Genomic DNA, 16,215 nt, shown 5'->3' with positions numbered 1-16,215 from the left:
TGAGCGGCTACAGCCTGGCCAGCGTCTGCACCGTGGCCTGCGTCAGCGGCTGGGGCAGTGAATCCACGGCGAACCAGCCCAGCCCGGTCTGCACACCTGGCTCCTGGATGGAAGCCTCGGCACCCGCAGGTGCCCGCGCCTCGTAGATCGGCGCGACCCAGTGCTGCGCAAGCGCCGGCTCGAAATGATCGGCCACGCACAGCAGGCGCAGCAGCGTCACTTCCAACGCCGTCTCCTCGCGGACTTCGCGGACCACGGCAGCCTCCACCGTTTCCATCCAGTCGACTTTGCCGCCGGGCAGGCCCCAATGCCCGCGCTCCGGATCGCGTCCGCGCTGGATCAGCAGGATGCGGCCGTCGGCATCACGGACGACGGCGCCGCATCCAACGCGGGGAATCTGCAGTTCAGTCATGGCGGTGAATGAAGAAGGGACGGTTTTCATTCTTGCATGCACGCCGCATCAGGCGGACCCGCGCTAGGCTGGGCACCTGTGCATCAACAACCTCGCGGGTGTATCGCATGGTCATCCGGCAACTTGGCGCTGACGACGCCGACATTCTCTGGCAGGCGCGCTTGCAGGCGCTTCGTGAGTCGCCCGCTGCGTTCCTGTCTACGCTGGCCGAGGCGCAGAATGAGACGGCAGACGTGATGCGCGCCCAGCTTGCTGATCCCGGTACGCGTTACTTCGGCGCCTTCATCGACGGCAAGCTTGCGGGCTTCCTGCGCTACGTACGCCCGGTGCGGATGGCGCGACGGCATACGGCGGAAGTGCACAGTGTCCATGTGGGCACCGGCCACCGTGGCCAGGGTATCGCCCGCCAGCTTCTTCTTGCTGCGTTTGCATCTGCGCGCGCCGAGGGCATTGAATCGCTCACCCTCACGGTGCTGGAGGACAATGCTGCTGCGCGCGGGCTGTATGAATCGCTGGGTTTCAGCGTACTCGGCAGGGAGCCGCGCGCAGTCAAGCGCGAGGGCATCTACACGGATATCGTCTCGTACTGGATCACATTGCACTGACAGTGAAACGTTAGCGCGGGCCCGGTCATATTTCCGTGGCACGATGGGCCTGGACCCACATTCATTCGACGAAGATAGGGCAATGCACGTTCAGGTATGCCGCTGGCAAAGCGTAGCGCCGGAACACCGTCAGCAGGCGGTGGATCTGCTCCGCCAGGCTTTCCCGGACATGCAGGGCGAGGGCTACGCCATCCCGGGGCCGGTCGCTCTGGTCCTGGCGATGGGAGGTGATCAGGTTGTCGCACATCTCGCGCTGTACGAACGCAACGTACTGCTGGACGGCGAGCCGGAACGCATAGGCTTGATTGGCGGCGTGGTGGTGCGTGCCGACGTTCGCCGGCAGGGCGTTGCCTCGCGGTTGATCGAAGCGGCCCATGCAGAGTTGCGCCGGCACGGTATCGATTTCGCCGTGCTGTTCGCCCTGGATCATCGGCACTATGCCTCTGCGGGCTATGTGCCGATGCAGAACGAGACCTGCTTCATTGAAGACGGCCATGCACGCCGGTTCGTCTATCGCGGCGGCATGGTGGCCATGCTGGGGGCGCGCCGCTGGACCACGGCCGTGCTCGATCTGCAGGGCGAAACGGTCTGAACGACGCCATCGTGCAGTCGCCCCCAAACCACCGTATCGTGTCGGTTGTCCAATGAACCAGGGAGCGGTGCAGGATGAAACGGAAGGTAGTGATGGCGATGATGCTGCTGGGGTGTGCCCCGCTGGCATCGGCCCAGGTCTACAAGTGCAAGGGCGCTTCCGGGGAAACGGTGTACAGCCAGAATCCCTGTGCTGCCGGCGCTGAACCCATGAAGCTGCGTTCCAGCCGTTCCTCCACGGAAACGGCGGGGGAGGCATCGAACCGCGCGGCGGTGTACCAGAACACCGAACTGGCCGACGCCGGTATCGCCGAGCGCAACTGCGTGCAGGGCGAGCGCTCGCGCATCTACGGTCCGCTGGAGTCCCGCAGCCAGCAGGTTGGCCGGCAGGTCGCCGAGCTGAACCGTCAACTGGCCGCGGCGGGCACCAGCCTGGCCGGCGCAACACAGGACTCCGGCATCCGTGCGCAGATCGCCAGCCTGCAGCAGTCGCTGAGCGCTGAGCGTGTTGCAGCAGATACGCAGATGTCGAATGCGCGCGAACAGTGTGCATCGGTCCGGCGCGAACGTGAGCGGACGGTGCGCGACAAGTTCAGCAGTTCGACCGCCCCTGCGAATTGACTGCTCACTGCGAGGCAGACGCGCGCATGGGCATTTCCGCACGGAAGTTGCGCCCGACCGGCTCTCCTACACCCAGGTATTGCCGGAACAGGTAGATCAACGGTTTCCAGCGCGCCACGTCGATGTGCTGGGTGCCGTCCACGGTGATGTCTTCGTGCGCATGCACGCAGCGGATGCGGCCTTCGACGATCACGAAGCCCTGGCCATCATCCTCGCCGGGTGGATGCATCGCCATGACGGTGGCCTCCACCTGCAGCGGGCACTCGGCAATGGCCATCGGAGCAACGTGCGTCGACACGACGGCAGTGAATCCGCCCAGTGCGAACTTGTCGCGCACGTGCACGTAGCCCACCGCCTGCTTGGCGGTCGGCACCGGGTTACAGCCGGTTGCCCGCGCGATCGCCTCGACCTGTGCGGCCTGCGCGGATGAGGGGAAGTTCAGCACGCACTCGTTGCGCAGCTGCAGGTTGCGATAGCCCTGGCCCTGCGTACCGAGACCCAGCACTACCCGGTTGCCCAGCGCCCAGAACGAAGAAAGCGGGCTGATGTTGCTGCTGCCATCGTCATTCAACGTGGTCATCAGCAGCACGGGCGTGCCTGGGTACAGGACCGAAGGGGTGATGCGGCGGCGATGGATCGAAGCGGTCTTCACGGCAGGTCTCGCGGTTGCGGGCGAGCACTGTGCCGCGCAGTCGGCTGCTGACGCTTCGGCCTGCATCGAACTGTTGGCAAATGACGGCATGCCACAATGGGGCATGGTCCACACCTCCGGTTCCCTTGTCAGTGTCGGTGCCCTGGTCGGTGACCAGGCGCGTGCCGCCATGCTGCTGCAGTTGATGGATGGACGGGCCTACACCGCGATGGAGCTGGCGCGCGTGGCCGGGGTAACGCCGCAGACGGCGAGCACGCACCTGCGCAGGCTGGTCGAGGGCGACCTGCTGGTGGCGGTGGCGCAGGGGCGTCATCGCTACCACCGGCTGGCATCAAGCGAGGTGGCAGAGATGCTCGAAGGCATCCTGCGCGTGGCCGACCGTACCCCTTCGTGTACCGCTGCGGCCGCGCGCAGCATGCCTGCACTGCGCGAGGCGCGTTCCTGCTATCGGCACCTGGCCGGCGTGCACGCGGTCGCCATCACCGATCGCCTGCTGCAGGCGGGGCATGTACTGCCATGCGAAGGGCATTGGCAGATCAGCGCTGGAGGCGCCGCATTCCTTGCCGGACTGGGCCTGCCGTTGCGCGAGCTCCTGCAGCAGCCGGTGGCGGCCAAGCCGGCGCGCTACTGCCGTGGCTGCCTGGACTGCACCGAACGGCGGCCACACCTGGCAGGGCTGGTCGGTGAGGCGATGCTGGACAGTTTCGTGAACAACGATTGGCTGCGGCGCGTCGAGGGCCGGCGCGAACTACGGCTGACGCCACCCGGGCGCGAGGCGTTGTGGCGGCTCTTCAACCTGGCGACCTGAGCGGCGCGGCCAGTCTCAGTCACCCGCGACATGGCAAGGCGTTATGGTCGAGTTCCACGTCTCAGGGAGCTGCAATGGCGAGCAAGGACATCACGGGTCGCTTCGGGCACGGAGCGAATCGGAAATGAGCAAAATCATGGCAGATGTGCGTTGGCTGACCTTTCGGTTGAAGAACGGGCAATCCATCGGGCCGGAGCGGCTGAAGGACGGATGGGTGATAGCCTCGGAAACCGCCCGCTGCGAGGTCCGCCGCGAACATATCGAGGGATCGGGCCTGGTGTATGCCCTGTATGCGCCGGCCAACCTGGCCTCACCGCGGCGCGCGGAAATGCGCATGCGCGAATTCCTGATGAGCTCGGGCTACACCTTCACGATGGGCACGCTGGGCGGCTGATCCCCGCCTGCTGCGGCCACGGGCGCACGGCCAAGACCTGGCCGAGCGTGCCGATCTGACCGCGCGCATCGAGCAGCACTGTGCTGGTCGGCCGACACCCGGGTGGCCAAACGGCACCGACATGTCGAAGCGCAGCCACTCGCCTTCGGGCATGCCGAACAGGTGCGCGGTCAGATCGAGGGGAGGCGGCACATGCTGCGCGGGTCCCTGCACCGTAAGCGTTGCCAGCCTGGCGGACACGTTTCGCTACGCGATGGACTCAGCGTTGCACTGTCTTCAAGGCATCGACAACCTGTGCTTCAGAGAAGCCACAATGTCCTTCGCCCACCGATGGCAGTAGCCGTGGCGCTGGCCGCGCACCGGCGTGTGCGGCCAACTGCGGATACACCGTCTGCATGTGCGGCACGATGGTCGGGTCGTTGTGGTTGAACTGGATCACCAGCGGGCGCTGCAGTGCGCCGGTCAGCGCCAGCGTCGCGCGCACCCTGGCCTGCGCGGCAGGTACGGCATCGATGCGCCGCACCCCGGCGTTGAATGCGGCGTCATCGCCGAAGCCGCTGTAGACCATGCCCCTGTTGCCGACCGGCATGCCACCGCTGCGTGTGGCCAGCTCGTGCAGGACCAGGGCGTGCAGGCTGATCGTGCCGGCCACTTCATCGGGGGAAACCTGCAGCCGCTGCGCCAGCAACGCGGCATGCGCCGGGTCGCGTTGCAGCGTGGTGGCGATGCCCTGGTAAAGCTCGCTCTGGGGCAGCATGGCTGCTTCGCGCGACGCCAACCCGGTGGCCGGCAGCCCCTCAGCCTTGGGGAAGAGATAATCGAACGCGACCAGTGTGGTCAGCAGGTCGGCCGCGATCTGTTCGCCACTGAGATTGGCGCCGCACAGCGACACACCACCGGCATAGTGCTGCGGGAAACGCTCGAGGCTGCCAATGGTTACGGCACCACCCATCGAGAAGCCCAGCATCCAGGTGTGTCGCACGCGCTTGAGTTCACCCAGGGCATGCTGTCGCAGGTGTTCCATGTCGGTGATCGCCTCGGCCACCGCCCAGCCTTGGCTGGAATACGCGCTCTGCGCGACGGCGTAGCCCGCGCCCAGCAGTGCTGCGGTGCTGTCACCGGCGGCCATTGGCGTGGTGCGTGGCACGCCCACGGGCTCATAGCCATGGGCCAGCATCACCAGGTCGCCGTTCCAGTCTGCCGGTACATCCAGCCGCCAGGGGGCGCCCTGCAGCTCGCCGCTGAGCGTGCGTGGTGCCGTGGTTGGTGCTGCCAGCGATGCCGTCGAAGCATGCAGCAGGCCAAGGGCGAGGGCACATCGAAGCAAGGGGCGCATCGTGGTCATTCCATGCGGGAATGGCGCCGAGCATAGATGCCAGCGGAATGTTGCGCGCGCTGCACTGCCGCAGGGGATTGCGGGCCGTACAGGCGGCGCTCTACGCTGGTGGCATGGCTCCGCACGTCACCGCGTCGATTATCCGCATTCCCCAAGGGAAGGCGGGGTAGCGCGCGGTCGTCACGGCCCTGCAACCCGCCCGGGAAGGCGGATTGCATGCAGCGCTCTCCCGGGAACTGGAATCCACCGAGGAGATCGCAGATGCAACACCCTCCATCCGCCGATGGCGGCGCAACCCTGCACCTGCTGTGCGGCAAGATCGGCGCAGGAAAATCGACGTTGTCGCAACAGCTGGCGGCCAATCCTCGCCACGTATTGATCAGCGAAGATGCCTGGTTGGCCACGCTGCACCCGGGTGAAATCCACTCCGTCGCCGATTATCTGCAGCGCGCAGCCACGCTGCGCAGCGTGCTGACCGATCATCTGCGTACGCTGCTGCGGGCCGGCGTCTCGGTGGTGCTCGATTTCCCCTTCAACACGCCCGCAACCCGCGGGTGGGCACGTGAGGTGTTCTCGCCAGTGGGCGCCGCGCATCAACTGCACTTCCTCGACATCGCCGACGAGGTCTGCAAGGCGCGGCTGCGTGCACGCAATGCATGCGGCGAGCATCCCTTCCAGGCCAGCGATGAGGAATTCGAGCAGATCACCCGCCACTTCGTTGCACCGGCCGCAGAAGAGGGTTTCATGGTGATGCGCTACACCGAGGCAGGCCCGGCATAGCGCGGTCGGCTCAGTCGCCGAATGCCGGCTTGCCTTCGGTGGCGGTGCGCACGAGCGTCCTGCGGAAGGTCTCGACCAGGGGGCGCAGGTTGATGCGGTGCCAGGCCGCCCACAGCGGTGTGCGGTAGCTGAACCACGGCAGCTCGCGCAGCACCACGCCGTCCGGTGCCTGGTGATCCAGGCTCTGCTGGACGGTGGTCAGGCCCAGGCCGGCGGCAACCAGGCCAAGCGCGGCCAGTGGCTCGGTCGCTTCCATGGCGATGCTCGGGGTGAACCCGGCTTTCGCACACGCGGCGATGAAGGTGTCGTGGCGCAGTGCGTTTTCCCTGTGCATCACGCCGATCCACTGCTGGCTGGCCAGATCCTCTGGCGTGATGGTCTCTGCACTGGCCAGTGGGTGGTCGGCCGGCAGCGCCAGCAGCATCGGGTCGTTCAGCACCTGCGTGGCTTCCAGGTCCGGATCGTCGAACGCCGGTGGTTCGCAGACCAGGGCGATGTCCAGGCTGCGTTGCCGCAGGCCTGCCAGCTGCACGTCCGACTGCTGGTTGTAGAGCGCGATATGCACCGCCGGGCGATCGCCGCGCAGTTCGCGCAGGGCGGTGGGCAATACGCCGGAGTGCATCGCGTACTCCAGATAGCCGATGCACAGGCCGCCTTCGTCGCCGCGGCCGAGCCGGCGCGCCAGCGATTCCAGCCGGTTGGCATGGGTCAGCAGGGCCCGCGCCTCGGCCAGGAAGGTACGGCCATCGGCGGTCAGCCGGATGCGCTGCTGCGAGCGTTCGAACAGCTGCAGCTCCAGCCGTTCCTCCAGCTGGGCGATCTGCCGGCTGAGCGGGGATTGGGAGATGTGAAGGCGCTCGGCAGCGCGGCCGACGTGTTCATCTTCGGCGACGGCCACGAAGTAGCGCAGTTGGCGGAGGTCGAGCATAAGACCCTGCGGGACTCAAGATAATTAAATTATGTCTTGGACAGTCTTATCGGGCAAGCCTAGCCTGTGCCTCAACTTCAACAACCTCTCCAAGGGGGAACCCATGAGCATCAACACGCTGCTGGCTGGCAAGACCCTCGGCTTCGGTACCGCGCCGCTGGGCAACATGTTCCGTGACATCCCGGAAGCCGAGGCCCAGGCCACGGTGGACGCGGCCTGGGAACAGGGCAGCCGCTACTTCGATACCGCCCCGTTCTATGGTGCAGGCCTGGCCGAGATCCGCCTTGGCGACGCGCTGGCCAAGCGCAACCGGGATGACTTCGTGCTCAGCACCAAGGTCGGCCGCCTGATCCTGGACGAAGTGGAAGACACCAGCGCCCGCGACCTTGGCGAGAAGGGCGGCCTGTTCGTCGCCGGCCGCCCCAACAAGCTGGTCAACGACTACTCGGCCGACGCCACCCTGCGTTCGATCGACGACAGCCTCAAGCGCCTGAAGACCGATCGCCTGGATATCGTCTGGGTGCACGACATCGCACAGGACTTCTACGGCGATGAGTGGCTGTCGTACTTCGAGACCGCACGCCGCGGTGCCTTCAAGGTGCTGACCCGCCTGCGCGAGGAGGGCGTGATCAAGGCCTGGGGACTGGGCGTCAACCGTGTCGAGCCGATCGAGCTGACCCTGGACCTGGACGAAGCCCGTCCGGATGGCTTCCTGCTGGCAGGCCGCTACTCGCTGCTCGACCACGAGCGTGCGCTGCAGCGGGTGATGCCCAAGGCGGCCGAGCGCAACACCGGCATCGTGGTCGGCGGTCCGTACAGCTCCGGCGTGCTGGCCGGTGGCAGCCACTTCGAGTACCAGAAGGCGTCGCCGGAGATCCTGGCCAAGGTCGAGCGCATCAAGGCCATCGCGGCCGAGTACGGCATCAGCATCAAGGCGGCCGCGTTGCAGTTCTCGCTGGCCAACCCGGCAGTGGCTGCGGTGATTCCGGGCGCCAGCCGTCCCGAGCGCATCGCCGAAGACTACGCCGCACTGAAGGAAATCATCCCGGCCGGGTTCTGGCAGGCGCTGCGCGCCCAGGGCCTGGTCGCGGCCAACGCTCCGCTGCCGATCGACAACATCTGAGTCCCGAAGGAGACATTCCCATGGCAACTGCTTCTGTATCCATCACCGTGCCGACCCCGGCCGACCAGGTCTGGAACCTCATCGGCGGCTTCGATTCATTGCCCGACTGGCTTCCGTACATTCCCCAGAGCACGCTCAGCGAAGGCGGTCGCGTGCGCCATCTGGCCAATCCCGATGGCGATGCCATCGTCGAGCGCCTGGAAGCCTTCGACCAGGCCGATCGCAGCTACACCTACTCGATCCTGCAGGCCCCGTTCCCGGTCAGCGACTATCGATCCACCCTGCGTGTGGTCGAGCAGGGCGACGGTTCGCGGATCGACTGGTCCGGTGAGTTCACTCCGGTGGGCGTCAGCAACGAAGAAGCGTCCGCGCTGTTCGAGGGCATCTATCGCGATGGCCTGAAGGCCCTGGAAACCACGCTGGCCGGGTGAATGCCCGTGTGGCGTTGACCGCATGCAGGCGCCCCGGCGGGTCCGGGGCGTCTGCGTGTCAGGGTGCGGGCGTCGGTCCACCGCAGGCGACGCGATGCATGGGAAAGTCCATTGCCTGCTTCGGATTGTCCTGCGCGATCTCGATGCGCGCATGTGCGCGCTGGTTGTCGAGCCGCCGGTAGTGGATACGCTGTGGGAAGTCGTTGGCAGGATTCTCGAAGACCGCCTCGTTGGCATCGACCCGGGTCGCGTTGAAGTCCGTGGCGTTCTGGCCAGAGGGCAGGGCAGTCAGCACCAGGCGCCCATCATCGTGTTGGCGCAGTTGCATGAACTCGAAGCCGACGGTTCGCCCGTCACGCAGGCTGCGGCTGCTGCCGAACAGGGTGTTTCCAGCCAGGCTGGTCCATTGCTCGCCGGCACCGGGTGGCTGCCCATCAAGCTGCCAGCAACCGGCCAGCCAGGCCAGGTGCTCGATCTTCGAGGGTGAGGCGGATAGCGCGTGCGGGGCCGCGAGCAGCAGCGGCAACAGGGCCAGGGCGATGCGGAGTGACATCGGTGCCTCCATGCGCGGGAATGTGCGGCCTGTATAGCGCCCGCCAGATCATGCGGCCAGTGCCGTCCTTTCCAGTGCTGATTCCGATACGATCTGTCACATTGAGCTTGTCTCGCTTGACCCGGAGTCCCGTCATGGTCGACCGTCTCGCCATTCTGCTTGAACGCTTCGCGGTCACCGCCTCGGTGTTCCATGCCGGTGCGCTGTGCGGCATCAACACGCTGGAGGGGGAGGATGAAGCCGGGCAGCTGCACCTGGTGCGACGTGGACCGCTGCAGGTCAGTCATGCCCAGCAGACCGTACAGGTGGATGTGCCCAGCCTGCTGCTGTATCCGCGGCCGATGCCGCACCGCTTCAGTACCGACCCGCAGCAGGGCGCCGACATGGCCTGCGCGAACCTGCATTTCGAAGGCGGCCGGCTCAATCCGATCAGCGCCGCGTTGCCGGATTTCATCTGCCTGCCGCTGGCTGGGCTGTATGGCGGCAACGCAGCGCTGGAGTTGTTGTTCGAAGAAGCGTTCGAGCAGCGTTGCGGGCGCGCGGCGATGGTCAACCGCCTGTTCGAGGTGGTGATGATCCAGGTGCTGCGCCAGCTGATGGAAGGTGGCGAAATGCGCGGCGGTCTGTTCGCTGGGCTTGGCCACCCGCGATTGCGGCTGGCGCTGGTGGCGATGCACGAAGCCCCGGCGCAGGGGTGGACGCTGGAGGATCTGGCCGAGGTGGCCGGCATGTCACGCAGCGTGTTCGCCGCCAGCTTCCGCGAAGCGATGGGGACCACCCCGGGCCAGTACCTGCAAGGCTGGCGGGTCGGGCTGGCACAGCAGGCGCTGCGCCAGGGCCGGCCGCTGAAGCGGATTGCCGACGAGGTGGGCTATGGCAGCGAGGCGGCACTCTCGCGCGCGTTCAAGGCGCACACGGGGCAGTCACCACGCGAATGGCGCGGACAGGCGCGTGCTGGCGCGGCCTGAGCCTCAGCCCAGCACCAGCCGGGCCAGCTTCATGCCACCGAACAGGCCGGCCAGGCCCAGCGCCACCGAGCCACCGGCATACAGCGCGGCCAGTCCGTGCTGCCCGCGCTGCAGCAGCAGGCCGATCTCCAGCGCATAGGTAGAGAACGTGGTGTAGCCACCAAGGATGCCGGTGGCGAGCAACAGGCGAAGCTGCGGCGAGGCACCATTGCGCATCGCGAAGACCTCGACCACCACGCCCATCAGCAGGGCGCCGCTGATGTTGATCAGGAAGGTCGACCACGGCCAGGGGCTGCCGACGGCCACTCGGGCGCCGATCAGGTTGCAGGCGTGGCGCAGGCAGGCACCGATGCCGCCGCCGACGAAGACCAGGAAATAGTTGTTCAATGCTTGCATGGCGTGCCTCGAATGCGGGTTCGCAGGGTCAGTGGCGAACGCCGAGGGCAGGCACGACCTGCCGTCGACGAACACCGGGTTCGTCCTGGCAGGAGCCATCAGCCTTCTCAGGCGGTTATCGGGGGAGCCCCATCCCCATCGCGGTCCATGCTACCAGCGGCGGTGCATTCACGTCATCGAGGTCGTCAGCACGCGGGCCACCTTGCTGCGGCTGAAGCCATCCATCAGCAGTTCGAACGCGAGCAGGTCCAGCGCCGCGTGGCGGCGGTGGTCGATTTCCAGGCCATTCTCGGCCACCAGGTGACTGACCAGCTCGTAGGCGTCCTGCCAGACGTCAAGGTGGGCCTGGCTGGGAATGTAGGCGTTACCCGGCTCCCCGACGCCGCGCCCGTTCACTCCATACAGCAGCTCGCGTGCGTCCAGCTTGGCCGCATCGGCGATGCGGAACAGCTGCTCGGCTTTCACATGGGACGCACTGACATGGTCGTTGAGCCAGTTGCTGATGGTTGCCGTGGTGGATTTGGCGGCGCGGGCCAGATCGGCCGGGCGGGGGTGCCCGGCTTTCTTCATGGCGGCGGCGAGTCGTTGGCCGAGAGTATTCATCTATGCAAGCCAGCTTAACGCGTGGAATGCGAAGAATCCTTGCCGCAAGAATAAGTCTGGTTAACAAAAGGGCAGACCATGACCGAATTCTGGAACAAGCGGCAGGTGCGTACGCGGCTGGGGTTCCAGACCGATGCGGAGCTGGCGCGCTTCTTCGGCATCAGCCGTTCCGCGGTATCGCAATGGCCGAAAGACTTCCCGATTCCCGCTCTGCGGCAGTACATCCTGCATCAGCGCTACCCGAACCTGTTCCCCGCAACGGGCGCCGCCGAAGTCGAATCCGCCTGAATTACGCCGCCTTTTGTCGCATTTAGCGTGCTAAGCGCATTTTGTTAAGTACACTTAGCAAAATAGGAAAAACTGATCGTTCTGGCAGTACCTATTGTCGAGGCCTACCAGCTGCCGGACAGGTGGCTGGGTCGCGTTGTCGGCTTCACCCCATCCGGGAGGGGCGGGGTCCCGTATGTGGTTTCGTGAATGATTAATAATTTCAATCGCGAAAGTCGCTGCATGTAATTGACCTGTCGTGAAATCTGTGACTAATTTGGATCAACCGGGCGTGAAGCCTGGGAGTCTTTCAGTAGCACGCAAGTGAGTCGGTAGACCGTCAACGATGCAGAACAAGTCCAACGGAGGTCGTATGGAATACGGCATGCATGGCTTGGCTGAACGGGTACGCCGCGAACTGGAAGCCAGCTATCACAAACACGGATGCGGTCCGGCGTTCTGGGATACCTACCAGCAGGTGCTGGACCGGCTCGTCCCGCAGGGGACCGAGCGTACCGAGTTCACCAACGAAATGGCGCTGATCATCGAGCAGCTGGGCATTGTCCGACGCGCGCAGCTGGTACCACCGCACGCCGACGGGCCGCGTTGATTCAGAGCAGGCGCCAGGCGCCGCAGGCAAGCAGCGCCAGCAGCAAAGACAGCAGGGCCAGGGTCCGGGGTCGCCACCAGCGCTTCGGTTGCCCGGCCATCGCCTGCGGACTGCAGTAGCGCACCAGCCCCGGACCGAACCCGGCCCGGTGCTGTTGCTGTGCGCAGGCTTCCAGACAGGCGCCGCAGGCCAGGCAGTCGGCCTGCGGCCCCTGGCGGATGTCCAACTGCATCGGGCAGGCGCTGATGCAGGCCGCGCAATCGGTGCAATCGCCAAGACGGTCGGCGCTGAAGGTCGGCATCGGTCCGGCCAGCAGCGGATGCGCGGCGCGGAACACGTAGTCCTGTGCAGTGGTCGGGTCGAGCAGGCCGCGGCCACGGCCCAGCACGCCGCCCAGGCCGGATGGGCGAGGCCCGCGTGGCTCGCCGCGGCGGGCGTCGTACAGCATGCGCGGCGTATGTGGATCGGTCAGCAGCGGCTGCATGCGTGCGAACGGGCACAGCGAACGGCAGACCTGCTCGCGCAGGAAGCCGGCGTTTGCCCAGGTGGCGGCGGCATAGAACAGCACCCAGAACGTTTCCCAGCCGCTCCAGCCGGCGCGCGGCGCTGCGATCACCAGCTCGGCGATCGGGCTGAACAGGCCCACGAAGGTGATGCCGGTCCACAGCGAGAGCAGCCCCCAGGCCAGCTGTGTGGCCGCGCGCGCAACGCGTGCCGGAAGCGTGCGGGCCATGCCGTCGGCGATCCAGTCGAAGGCACGGCGCCACAGTGTCTGCGGGCAGGCGTGGCCGCACCAGATGCGCCCGGCGAGGTGGGTGAGCAGTGCCAGCCCCATCGCGAGCACCGCCAGCAGGCCGACCAGCACCCCGACGTCTCCCGGCCACAGCGTCCAGCCGAACAGATCGAAGCGGCGGGCGTTGATATCCAGCAGCAAGGCCTGGCGGCCATCCCAGCGCAGCCATGGCAATGCGTAGAACAGCACCAGCAAGGCGGCGCTGAGCGTGCCGCGCCAGTGCCGTGGTCTCGGTGTGCAGGTCGTACTCATCCCAGCGGCAACTCGTCGTCGTCGCCGCTGGGCATCGGTCGCTGCAGGTACCAGGTGATCGCGCTGGACAGCGCCGTCACCGTCCAGAACATGAAGAAGCCGGCCGTGTAGCCCATTTCACGGCTGATCTGCGTGCCCGGGAAACTGATGGCCTGCAACCGCAGCGGGTCGACGAAGGCGAAGAACACCACGCTGGCCAGGCCGGCAGCGATGAAGCTGGGCCAGAGGATCGCGCCCCATTGCTGGATCAACTGCTGGCGACGGTTGGGAGAGGGTCTGTTCATGCTGTCCCGGATCGAAAAGTGGGCGGCGCGTATACTCGCCTGGGTTGGCGCGGCATCCGCAGGGCATGCTTCCTGCAAGCGTGCCAGCCTAGGTGCAGCGGACTGCGCCGACATTGATCTGGATCAACGGTGGTGCCGGCCGGCTGCGGCACACTGCCGGCACGCTTTGGGTACCCCGATGAACGCAACGCCGCCTGTCCTTCCTGTCGCCTCGCCCGAGCTGTGCACCGAGCAGGAAGTGACCCGCCTGGTCCACGACTTCTACGCCCGCGTGCGCGGGGAGGAGCGATTGGGGCCGGTGTTCGAGGCCCACGTCCACGACTGGCCGGAGCATCTGGCCCAGCTGGTCGACTTCTGGTCGGCGATGCTGCGCGGCACCCGGCGCTTCAAGGGTTCGCCGATGTCCAAGCACATGGCCATCGAGCTGGACAAGGATCTGTTCGACCGCTGGCTGGTGCTGTTCCGGATCACCACCGCCGAATGCGACAACCCGCCGATGCAGGAGCTGGCCAACGACGTGGCCGCGCGCATCGGTGACACCTTCTGGAAGCGCTACCAGATGCTGCGATGGCCGCAGGTCGGCCTGCCGGTGCTGGGGATGCCCGCCAAGGATTGATCTGGGTCAAGGCGGCGCAGGCCGCCCGGCGCGATGCTGGCGCCATGGACACGTTCTCTCCCGCCGCTGGTGGCCTGGCCTGGACCTTCGACCCCGACCTTCTGCGCCGGCACGACCGGCCGGGCCCGCGCTACACCTCGTACCCGACCGCGCCGCATTTCCATGATGGGTTCGACGCGCCGGCGCTGCGCCAGGCGATCGCCGACAGCAACCAGCTGGCCCGCGCGCTGTCGCTGTACGTGCATGTGCCGTTCTGTTCCAGCCCGTGCTTCTACTGCGGCTGCAACCGGGTGATCACCCGCGATCGCGGCCGTGGCCACAGCTATGTGTCGCGCGTGCTGGCCGAGGCCGATCTGCTGGCACCACAGTTCGAGGACGGTCGCGAGGTCATCCAGCTGCATCTGGGCGGTGGTACGCCGAACTTCCTCGATGCCGAGGCGATGACCACACTGGTGGAAGGGTTGCGCCGGCGCTTCGATTTCAGCGATTCACCGCAGCGCGATTTCTCGATCGAACTCGATCCACGCTTCATCGACACCCGTGACGTCGCCATGCTGGCGCGCCTGGGCTTCAACCGGGCCAGCCTGGGCGTGCAGGATTTCGACCCGCAGGTGCAGGAATCGATCAACCGCATACAGGGCGTGCAGCAGACACTGGACATCCTGCGCGCCTGCCGCGACAGCGGCATGCGTTCGGTCAACGTCGACCTGATCTACGGCCTGCCCGGGCAGAGCCTGGAAGGATTCGGCCGCACCCTCGAACGGGTGCTGGCGCTGCGCCCGGACCGCCTGGCGGTGTATGGCTACGCGCACCTGCCGCATCTGTTCCGGGCACAGAAGCAGATCGACGAAAGCCGGTTGCCGTCGCCGGAAGACAAGCTGGCGCTGCTGGGCCTGGCGGTGGAGAAGCTCTCCGCGGCTGGCTACCAGTACATCGGCATGGATCATTTCGCATTGCCGGAAGAGGATCTGTCACGCGCGCAGCGTGCCGGCCAGCTGCATCGCAACTTCATGGGTTACACCACCCACGCCGATACCGATCTGCTCGGCCTGGGCGTAAGTGCGATCAGCCATATCGGCGCCACCTACAGCCAGAATCCACGTGACCTGGCGTCCTGGGAGGACGCGGTGGACCAGGGGCAGTTGCCGGTCTGGCGCGGTGTCGCGCTGAGTGCCGACGACCAGCTGCGCGCGGAGCTGATCCAGCAGCTGATGTGCCAGGGCGAGGTGGATGGTGCGGTGCTGGGGCAGCGCCACGGCGTGGATTTCCAGCAGTACTTCGCCGAGGACCTGCGTTCGGTACAGCGGCTGCAGGAAGATGGCCTGGCCGAATACCGCGATGGCGTGGTGCGTGCGAGCGAACCCGGGCGACCGTTGCTGCGGTTGCTGGCAATGTGCTTCGACCCGTATCTGCGTGCCGCACATGAGCAGCCACGTTACTCGCGGGCGATCTGAAAGCCGGATGTGCTGCGTGCGTGTGGTGCCCGGAGCCGGAATCGAACCGGCATGGGGTTGCCCCCGGCGGATTTTAAGTCCGATGCGTCTACCAGTTTCGCCATCCGGGCCTGCAGCGCGGCGCCGATTGTAGCCTACCTGTGTCGCTGCAGCCGGATTGCGCGAGAGCGACGTGCTTAACTGTTATCCCTGTTCATGTCATAGTCCCAGCCACCGTTCCCAGGGGGGGAGCCACCCGATGTCGCTGCACGCGATTGCCTATGCCAGTGAGGCCCGCGCCGATCTGCGGACAACCGATCTTGATCGCCTGCTGGCCGACGCCACGGCATTCAATCGTGTAGCCGGTGTCACCGGTGTCCTGATGTTCGACGGCAGCCGCTTCCTGCAGTATCTGGAAGGCCCCGAAGATGGCATCGATTCGGTGTTCCAGCGCATCTTCAATGCACGCAGCCACGCGCAGATGAGGCTGTTGTGCCGCGCGCCGGTGGTGCAGCGTGCGTTCCCGCGCTGGTCGATGGGTACGCGGCGGATCGATGCGGACCTGCTGACCCAGATCGTTGACGCGGCGTGGCCGGGTTTCCTGCTTGGCAGCGGTGGTTTCGAGCGCCTGCTGCAGGCCTGGACCGGTGCCGACGGCGAGCTGGAACCCGCCGCGGTCGCGCTGGGTTCCTGAGCCCGCCTTGGCGGCGGGGTATCGGGGCCGGTAGGCTGTAGCCTTTCTGGTGCGGGTTTCCCGGA

Annotated in this window: 23 protein-coding genes, 1 tRNA gene and 1 riboswitch; of the genes, 14 read left to right on the top strand and 10 right to left on the bottom strand. The window is 66.3% G+C overall.

The genetic code is table 11. The features are described from left to right. Positions 1-7 precede the first annotated feature (7 nt). Positions 8-412, bottom strand: coding sequence for an NUDIX domain-containing protein (locus H4O10_RS02170; RefSeq protein ID WP_049396377.1), 405 nt, complete (start codon positions 410-412; stop codon positions 8-10). A 107-nt stretch (positions 413-519) separates the two neighbouring features. Here H4O10_RS02170 and H4O10_RS02165 point away from each other — a divergent pair, with 107 nt between their 5' ends. The 3 genes from H4O10_RS02165 (at position 520) to H4O10_RS02155 (ending at position 2,229) form a co-directional block, all read left to right on the top strand. Further along, complete coding sequence (locus H4O10_RS02165) at positions 520-1,017, top strand: GNAT family N-acetyltransferase (RefSeq protein ID WP_049396376.1); 498 nt, start codon at positions 520-522, stop codon at positions 1,015-1,017. An 82-nt stretch (positions 1,018-1,099) separates the two neighbouring features. Next, positions 1,100-1,609, top strand: coding sequence for a GNAT family N-acetyltransferase (locus H4O10_RS02160; RefSeq protein WP_065426725.1), 510 nt, complete (start codon positions 1,100-1,102; stop codon positions 1,607-1,609). A 92-nt stretch (positions 1,610-1,701) separates the two neighbouring features. After that, the gene (locus tag H4O10_RS02155) at positions 1,702-2,229 is read left to right on the top strand and encodes a DUF4124 domain-containing protein (protein WP_224481881.1); all 528 of its coding nucleotides are present in this window, start codon (positions 1,702-1,704) and stop codon (positions 2,227-2,229) included. 4 nt (positions 2,230-2,233) lie between these two features. On the opposite strand, the gene H4O10_RS02150 is transcribed toward H4O10_RS02155, so the two are convergent. Further along, complete coding sequence (locus tag H4O10_RS02150; protein ID WP_049396387.1) at positions 2,234-2,881, bottom strand: flavin reductase; 648 nt, start codon at positions 2,879-2,881, stop codon at positions 2,234-2,236. Between the two features lie 103 nt (positions 2,882-2,984). On the opposite strand from H4O10_RS02150, the gene H4O10_RS02145 reads away from it, so the two are divergent. Both H4O10_RS02145 and H4O10_RS02140 read left to right on the top strand, forming a co-directional pair. Continuing rightward, positions 2,985-3,689 (top strand): winged helix-turn-helix domain-containing protein, encoded by a 705-nt coding sequence (locus H4O10_RS02145; RefSeq protein WP_033834661.1) that lies wholly within the window; start codon positions 2,985-2,987, stop codon positions 3,687-3,689. 124 nt (positions 3,690-3,813) lie between these two features. After that, complete coding sequence (locus tag H4O10_RS02140; RefSeq protein ID WP_005408911.1) at positions 3,814-4,083, top strand: hypothetical protein; 270 nt, start codon at positions 3,814-3,816, stop codon at positions 4,081-4,083. 259 nt (positions 4,084-4,342) lie between these two features. Here the strand turns inward: H4O10_RS02140 and H4O10_RS02135 are convergent, their stop codons facing one another. Then, the gene (locus H4O10_RS02135; RefSeq protein ID WP_005408912.1) at positions 4,343-5,419 is read right to left on the bottom strand and encodes a hypothetical protein; all 1,077 of its coding nucleotides are present in this window, start codon (positions 5,417-5,419) and stop codon (positions 4,343-4,345) included. 261 nt (positions 5,420-5,680) lie between these two features. On the opposite strand from H4O10_RS02135, the gene H4O10_RS02130 reads away from it, so the two are divergent. Next, on the top strand, positions 5,681-6,199 hold the full coding sequence (locus H4O10_RS02130; protein ID WP_005408914.1) for an ATP-binding protein: 519 nt from the start codon (positions 5,681-5,683) through the stop codon (positions 6,197-6,199). A 10-nt stretch (positions 6,200-6,209) separates the two neighbouring features. Here the strand turns inward: H4O10_RS02130 and H4O10_RS02125 are convergent, their stop codons facing one another. Continuing rightward, a complete protein-coding gene (locus H4O10_RS02125) occupies positions 6,210-7,127 on the bottom strand; it encodes a LysR family transcriptional regulator (protein WP_012479711.1) in 918 nt (305 codons plus the stop codon). 103 nt (positions 7,128-7,230) lie between these two features. Between H4O10_RS02125 and H4O10_RS02120 the strand changes: the two genes are divergently transcribed. Beyond that, positions 7,231-8,250, top strand: coding sequence for an aldo/keto reductase (locus H4O10_RS02120; protein WP_049396370.1), 1,020 nt, complete (start codon positions 7,231-7,233; stop codon positions 8,248-8,250). 20 nt (positions 8,251-8,270) lie between these two features. Continuing rightward, on the top strand, positions 8,271-8,681 hold the full coding sequence (locus tag H4O10_RS02115; protein ID WP_033834665.1) for an SRPBCC family protein: 411 nt from the start codon (positions 8,271-8,273) through the stop codon (positions 8,679-8,681). A gap of 58 nt (positions 8,682-8,739) precedes the next feature. Here the strand turns inward: H4O10_RS02115 and H4O10_RS02110 are convergent, their stop codons facing one another. Beyond that, positions 8,740-9,234, bottom strand: a complete 495-nt coding sequence (locus H4O10_RS02110) for a DUF6265 family protein (protein ID WP_049396368.1) — start codon at positions 9,232-9,234, stop codon at positions 8,740-8,742. A gap of 134 nt (positions 9,235-9,368) precedes the next feature. Between H4O10_RS02110 and H4O10_RS02105 the strand changes: the two genes are divergently transcribed. Beyond that, on the top strand, positions 9,369-10,202 hold the full coding sequence (locus tag H4O10_RS02105) for an AraC family transcriptional regulator (RefSeq protein ID WP_005408919.1): 834 nt from the start codon (positions 9,369-9,371) through the stop codon (positions 10,200-10,202). Between the two features lie 3 nt (positions 10,203-10,205). On the opposite strand, the gene crcB is transcribed toward H4O10_RS02105, so the two are convergent. Both crcB and H4O10_RS02095 read right to left on the bottom strand, forming a co-directional pair. Then, positions 10,206-10,598: a fluoride efflux transporter CrcB gene (gene crcB / locus H4O10_RS02100; protein ID WP_005412844.1), complete on the bottom strand. Its 393-nt coding sequence runs from the start codon at positions 10,596-10,598 to the stop codon at positions 10,206-10,208. Positions 10,599-10,680: 82 nt separating this feature from the next. Then, a riboswitch (Fluoride riboswitch) is annotated at positions 10,681-10,744 on the bottom strand. 22 nt (positions 10,745-10,766) lie between these two features. Continuing rightward, the gene (locus H4O10_RS02095; RefSeq protein ID WP_005408921.1) at positions 10,767-11,168 is read right to left on the bottom strand and encodes a transcriptional regulator; all 402 of its coding nucleotides are present in this window, start codon (positions 11,166-11,168) and stop codon (positions 10,767-10,769) included. A gap of 111 nt (positions 11,169-11,279) precedes the next feature. On the opposite strand from H4O10_RS02095, the gene H4O10_RS02090 reads away from it, so the two are divergent. Then, positions 11,280-11,489 carry a hypothetical protein gene (locus tag H4O10_RS02090; RefSeq protein ID WP_005408922.1) on the top strand — a complete coding sequence of 70 codons (210 nt, stop codon included), beginning with the start codon at positions 11,280-11,282 and terminating at the stop codon, positions 11,487-11,489. 352 nt (positions 11,490-11,841) lie between these two features. Further along, positions 11,842-12,078: a hypothetical protein gene (locus tag H4O10_RS02085; protein ID WP_005408923.1), complete on the top strand. Its 237-nt coding sequence runs from the start codon at positions 11,842-11,844 to the stop codon at positions 12,076-12,078. Position 12,079: 1 nt separating this feature from the next. On the opposite strand, the gene H4O10_RS02080 is transcribed toward H4O10_RS02085, so the two are convergent. Together H4O10_RS02080 and H4O10_RS02075 are read right to left on the bottom strand one after the other, a co-directional pair. After that, positions 12,080-13,123 carry a 4Fe-4S dicluster domain-containing protein gene (locus tag H4O10_RS02080; protein WP_012479714.1) on the bottom strand — a complete coding sequence of 348 codons (1,044 nt, stop codon included), beginning with the start codon at positions 13,121-13,123 and terminating at the stop codon, positions 12,080-12,082. Next, a complete protein-coding gene (locus tag H4O10_RS02075; RefSeq protein ID WP_005408925.1) occupies positions 13,120-13,407 on the bottom strand; it encodes a hypothetical protein in 288 nt (95 codons plus the stop codon). Before H4O10_RS02075 ends, H4O10_RS02080 begins: the two co-directional genes overlap by 4 nt. Before the next feature lie 178 nt (positions 13,408-13,585). Between H4O10_RS02075 and H4O10_RS02070 the strand changes: the two genes are divergently transcribed. Together H4O10_RS02070 and hemN are read left to right on the top strand one after the other, a co-directional pair. Then, positions 13,586-14,023, top strand: coding sequence for a group III truncated hemoglobin (locus tag H4O10_RS02070; RefSeq protein ID WP_049396364.1), 438 nt, complete (start codon positions 13,586-13,588; stop codon positions 14,021-14,023). A gap of 44 nt (positions 14,024-14,067) precedes the next feature. After that, positions 14,068-15,477 (top strand): oxygen-independent coproporphyrinogen III oxidase, encoded by a 1,410-nt coding sequence (gene hemN, locus H4O10_RS02065; protein ID WP_043034401.1) that lies wholly within the window; start codon positions 14,068-14,070, stop codon positions 15,475-15,477. A 23-nt stretch (positions 15,478-15,500) separates the two neighbouring features. Here hemN and H4O10_RS02060 read toward each other — a convergent pair. Beyond that, positions 15,501-15,587 (bottom strand) — tRNA-Leu (locus H4O10_RS02060). Between the two features lie 128 nt (positions 15,588-15,715). Here H4O10_RS02060 and H4O10_RS02055 point away from each other — a divergent pair. After that, positions 15,716-16,150, top strand: a complete 435-nt coding sequence (locus H4O10_RS02055; protein ID WP_005408981.1) for a BLUF domain-containing protein — start codon at positions 15,716-15,718, stop codon at positions 16,148-16,150. The last annotated feature ends 65 nt before the right edge of the window (positions 16,151-16,215 follow it).

The sequence above is a fragment of the Stenotrophomonas sp. I18B00994 genome, from assembly GCF_014145825.1.
GTDB lineage: Bacteria > Pseudomonadota > Gammaproteobacteria > Xanthomonadales > Xanthomonadaceae > Stenotrophomonas > Stenotrophomonas maltophilia.
Note: the sequence above shows the minus strand (reverse complement) of the source record. Positions and strands in the feature narration are given on the sequence as shown.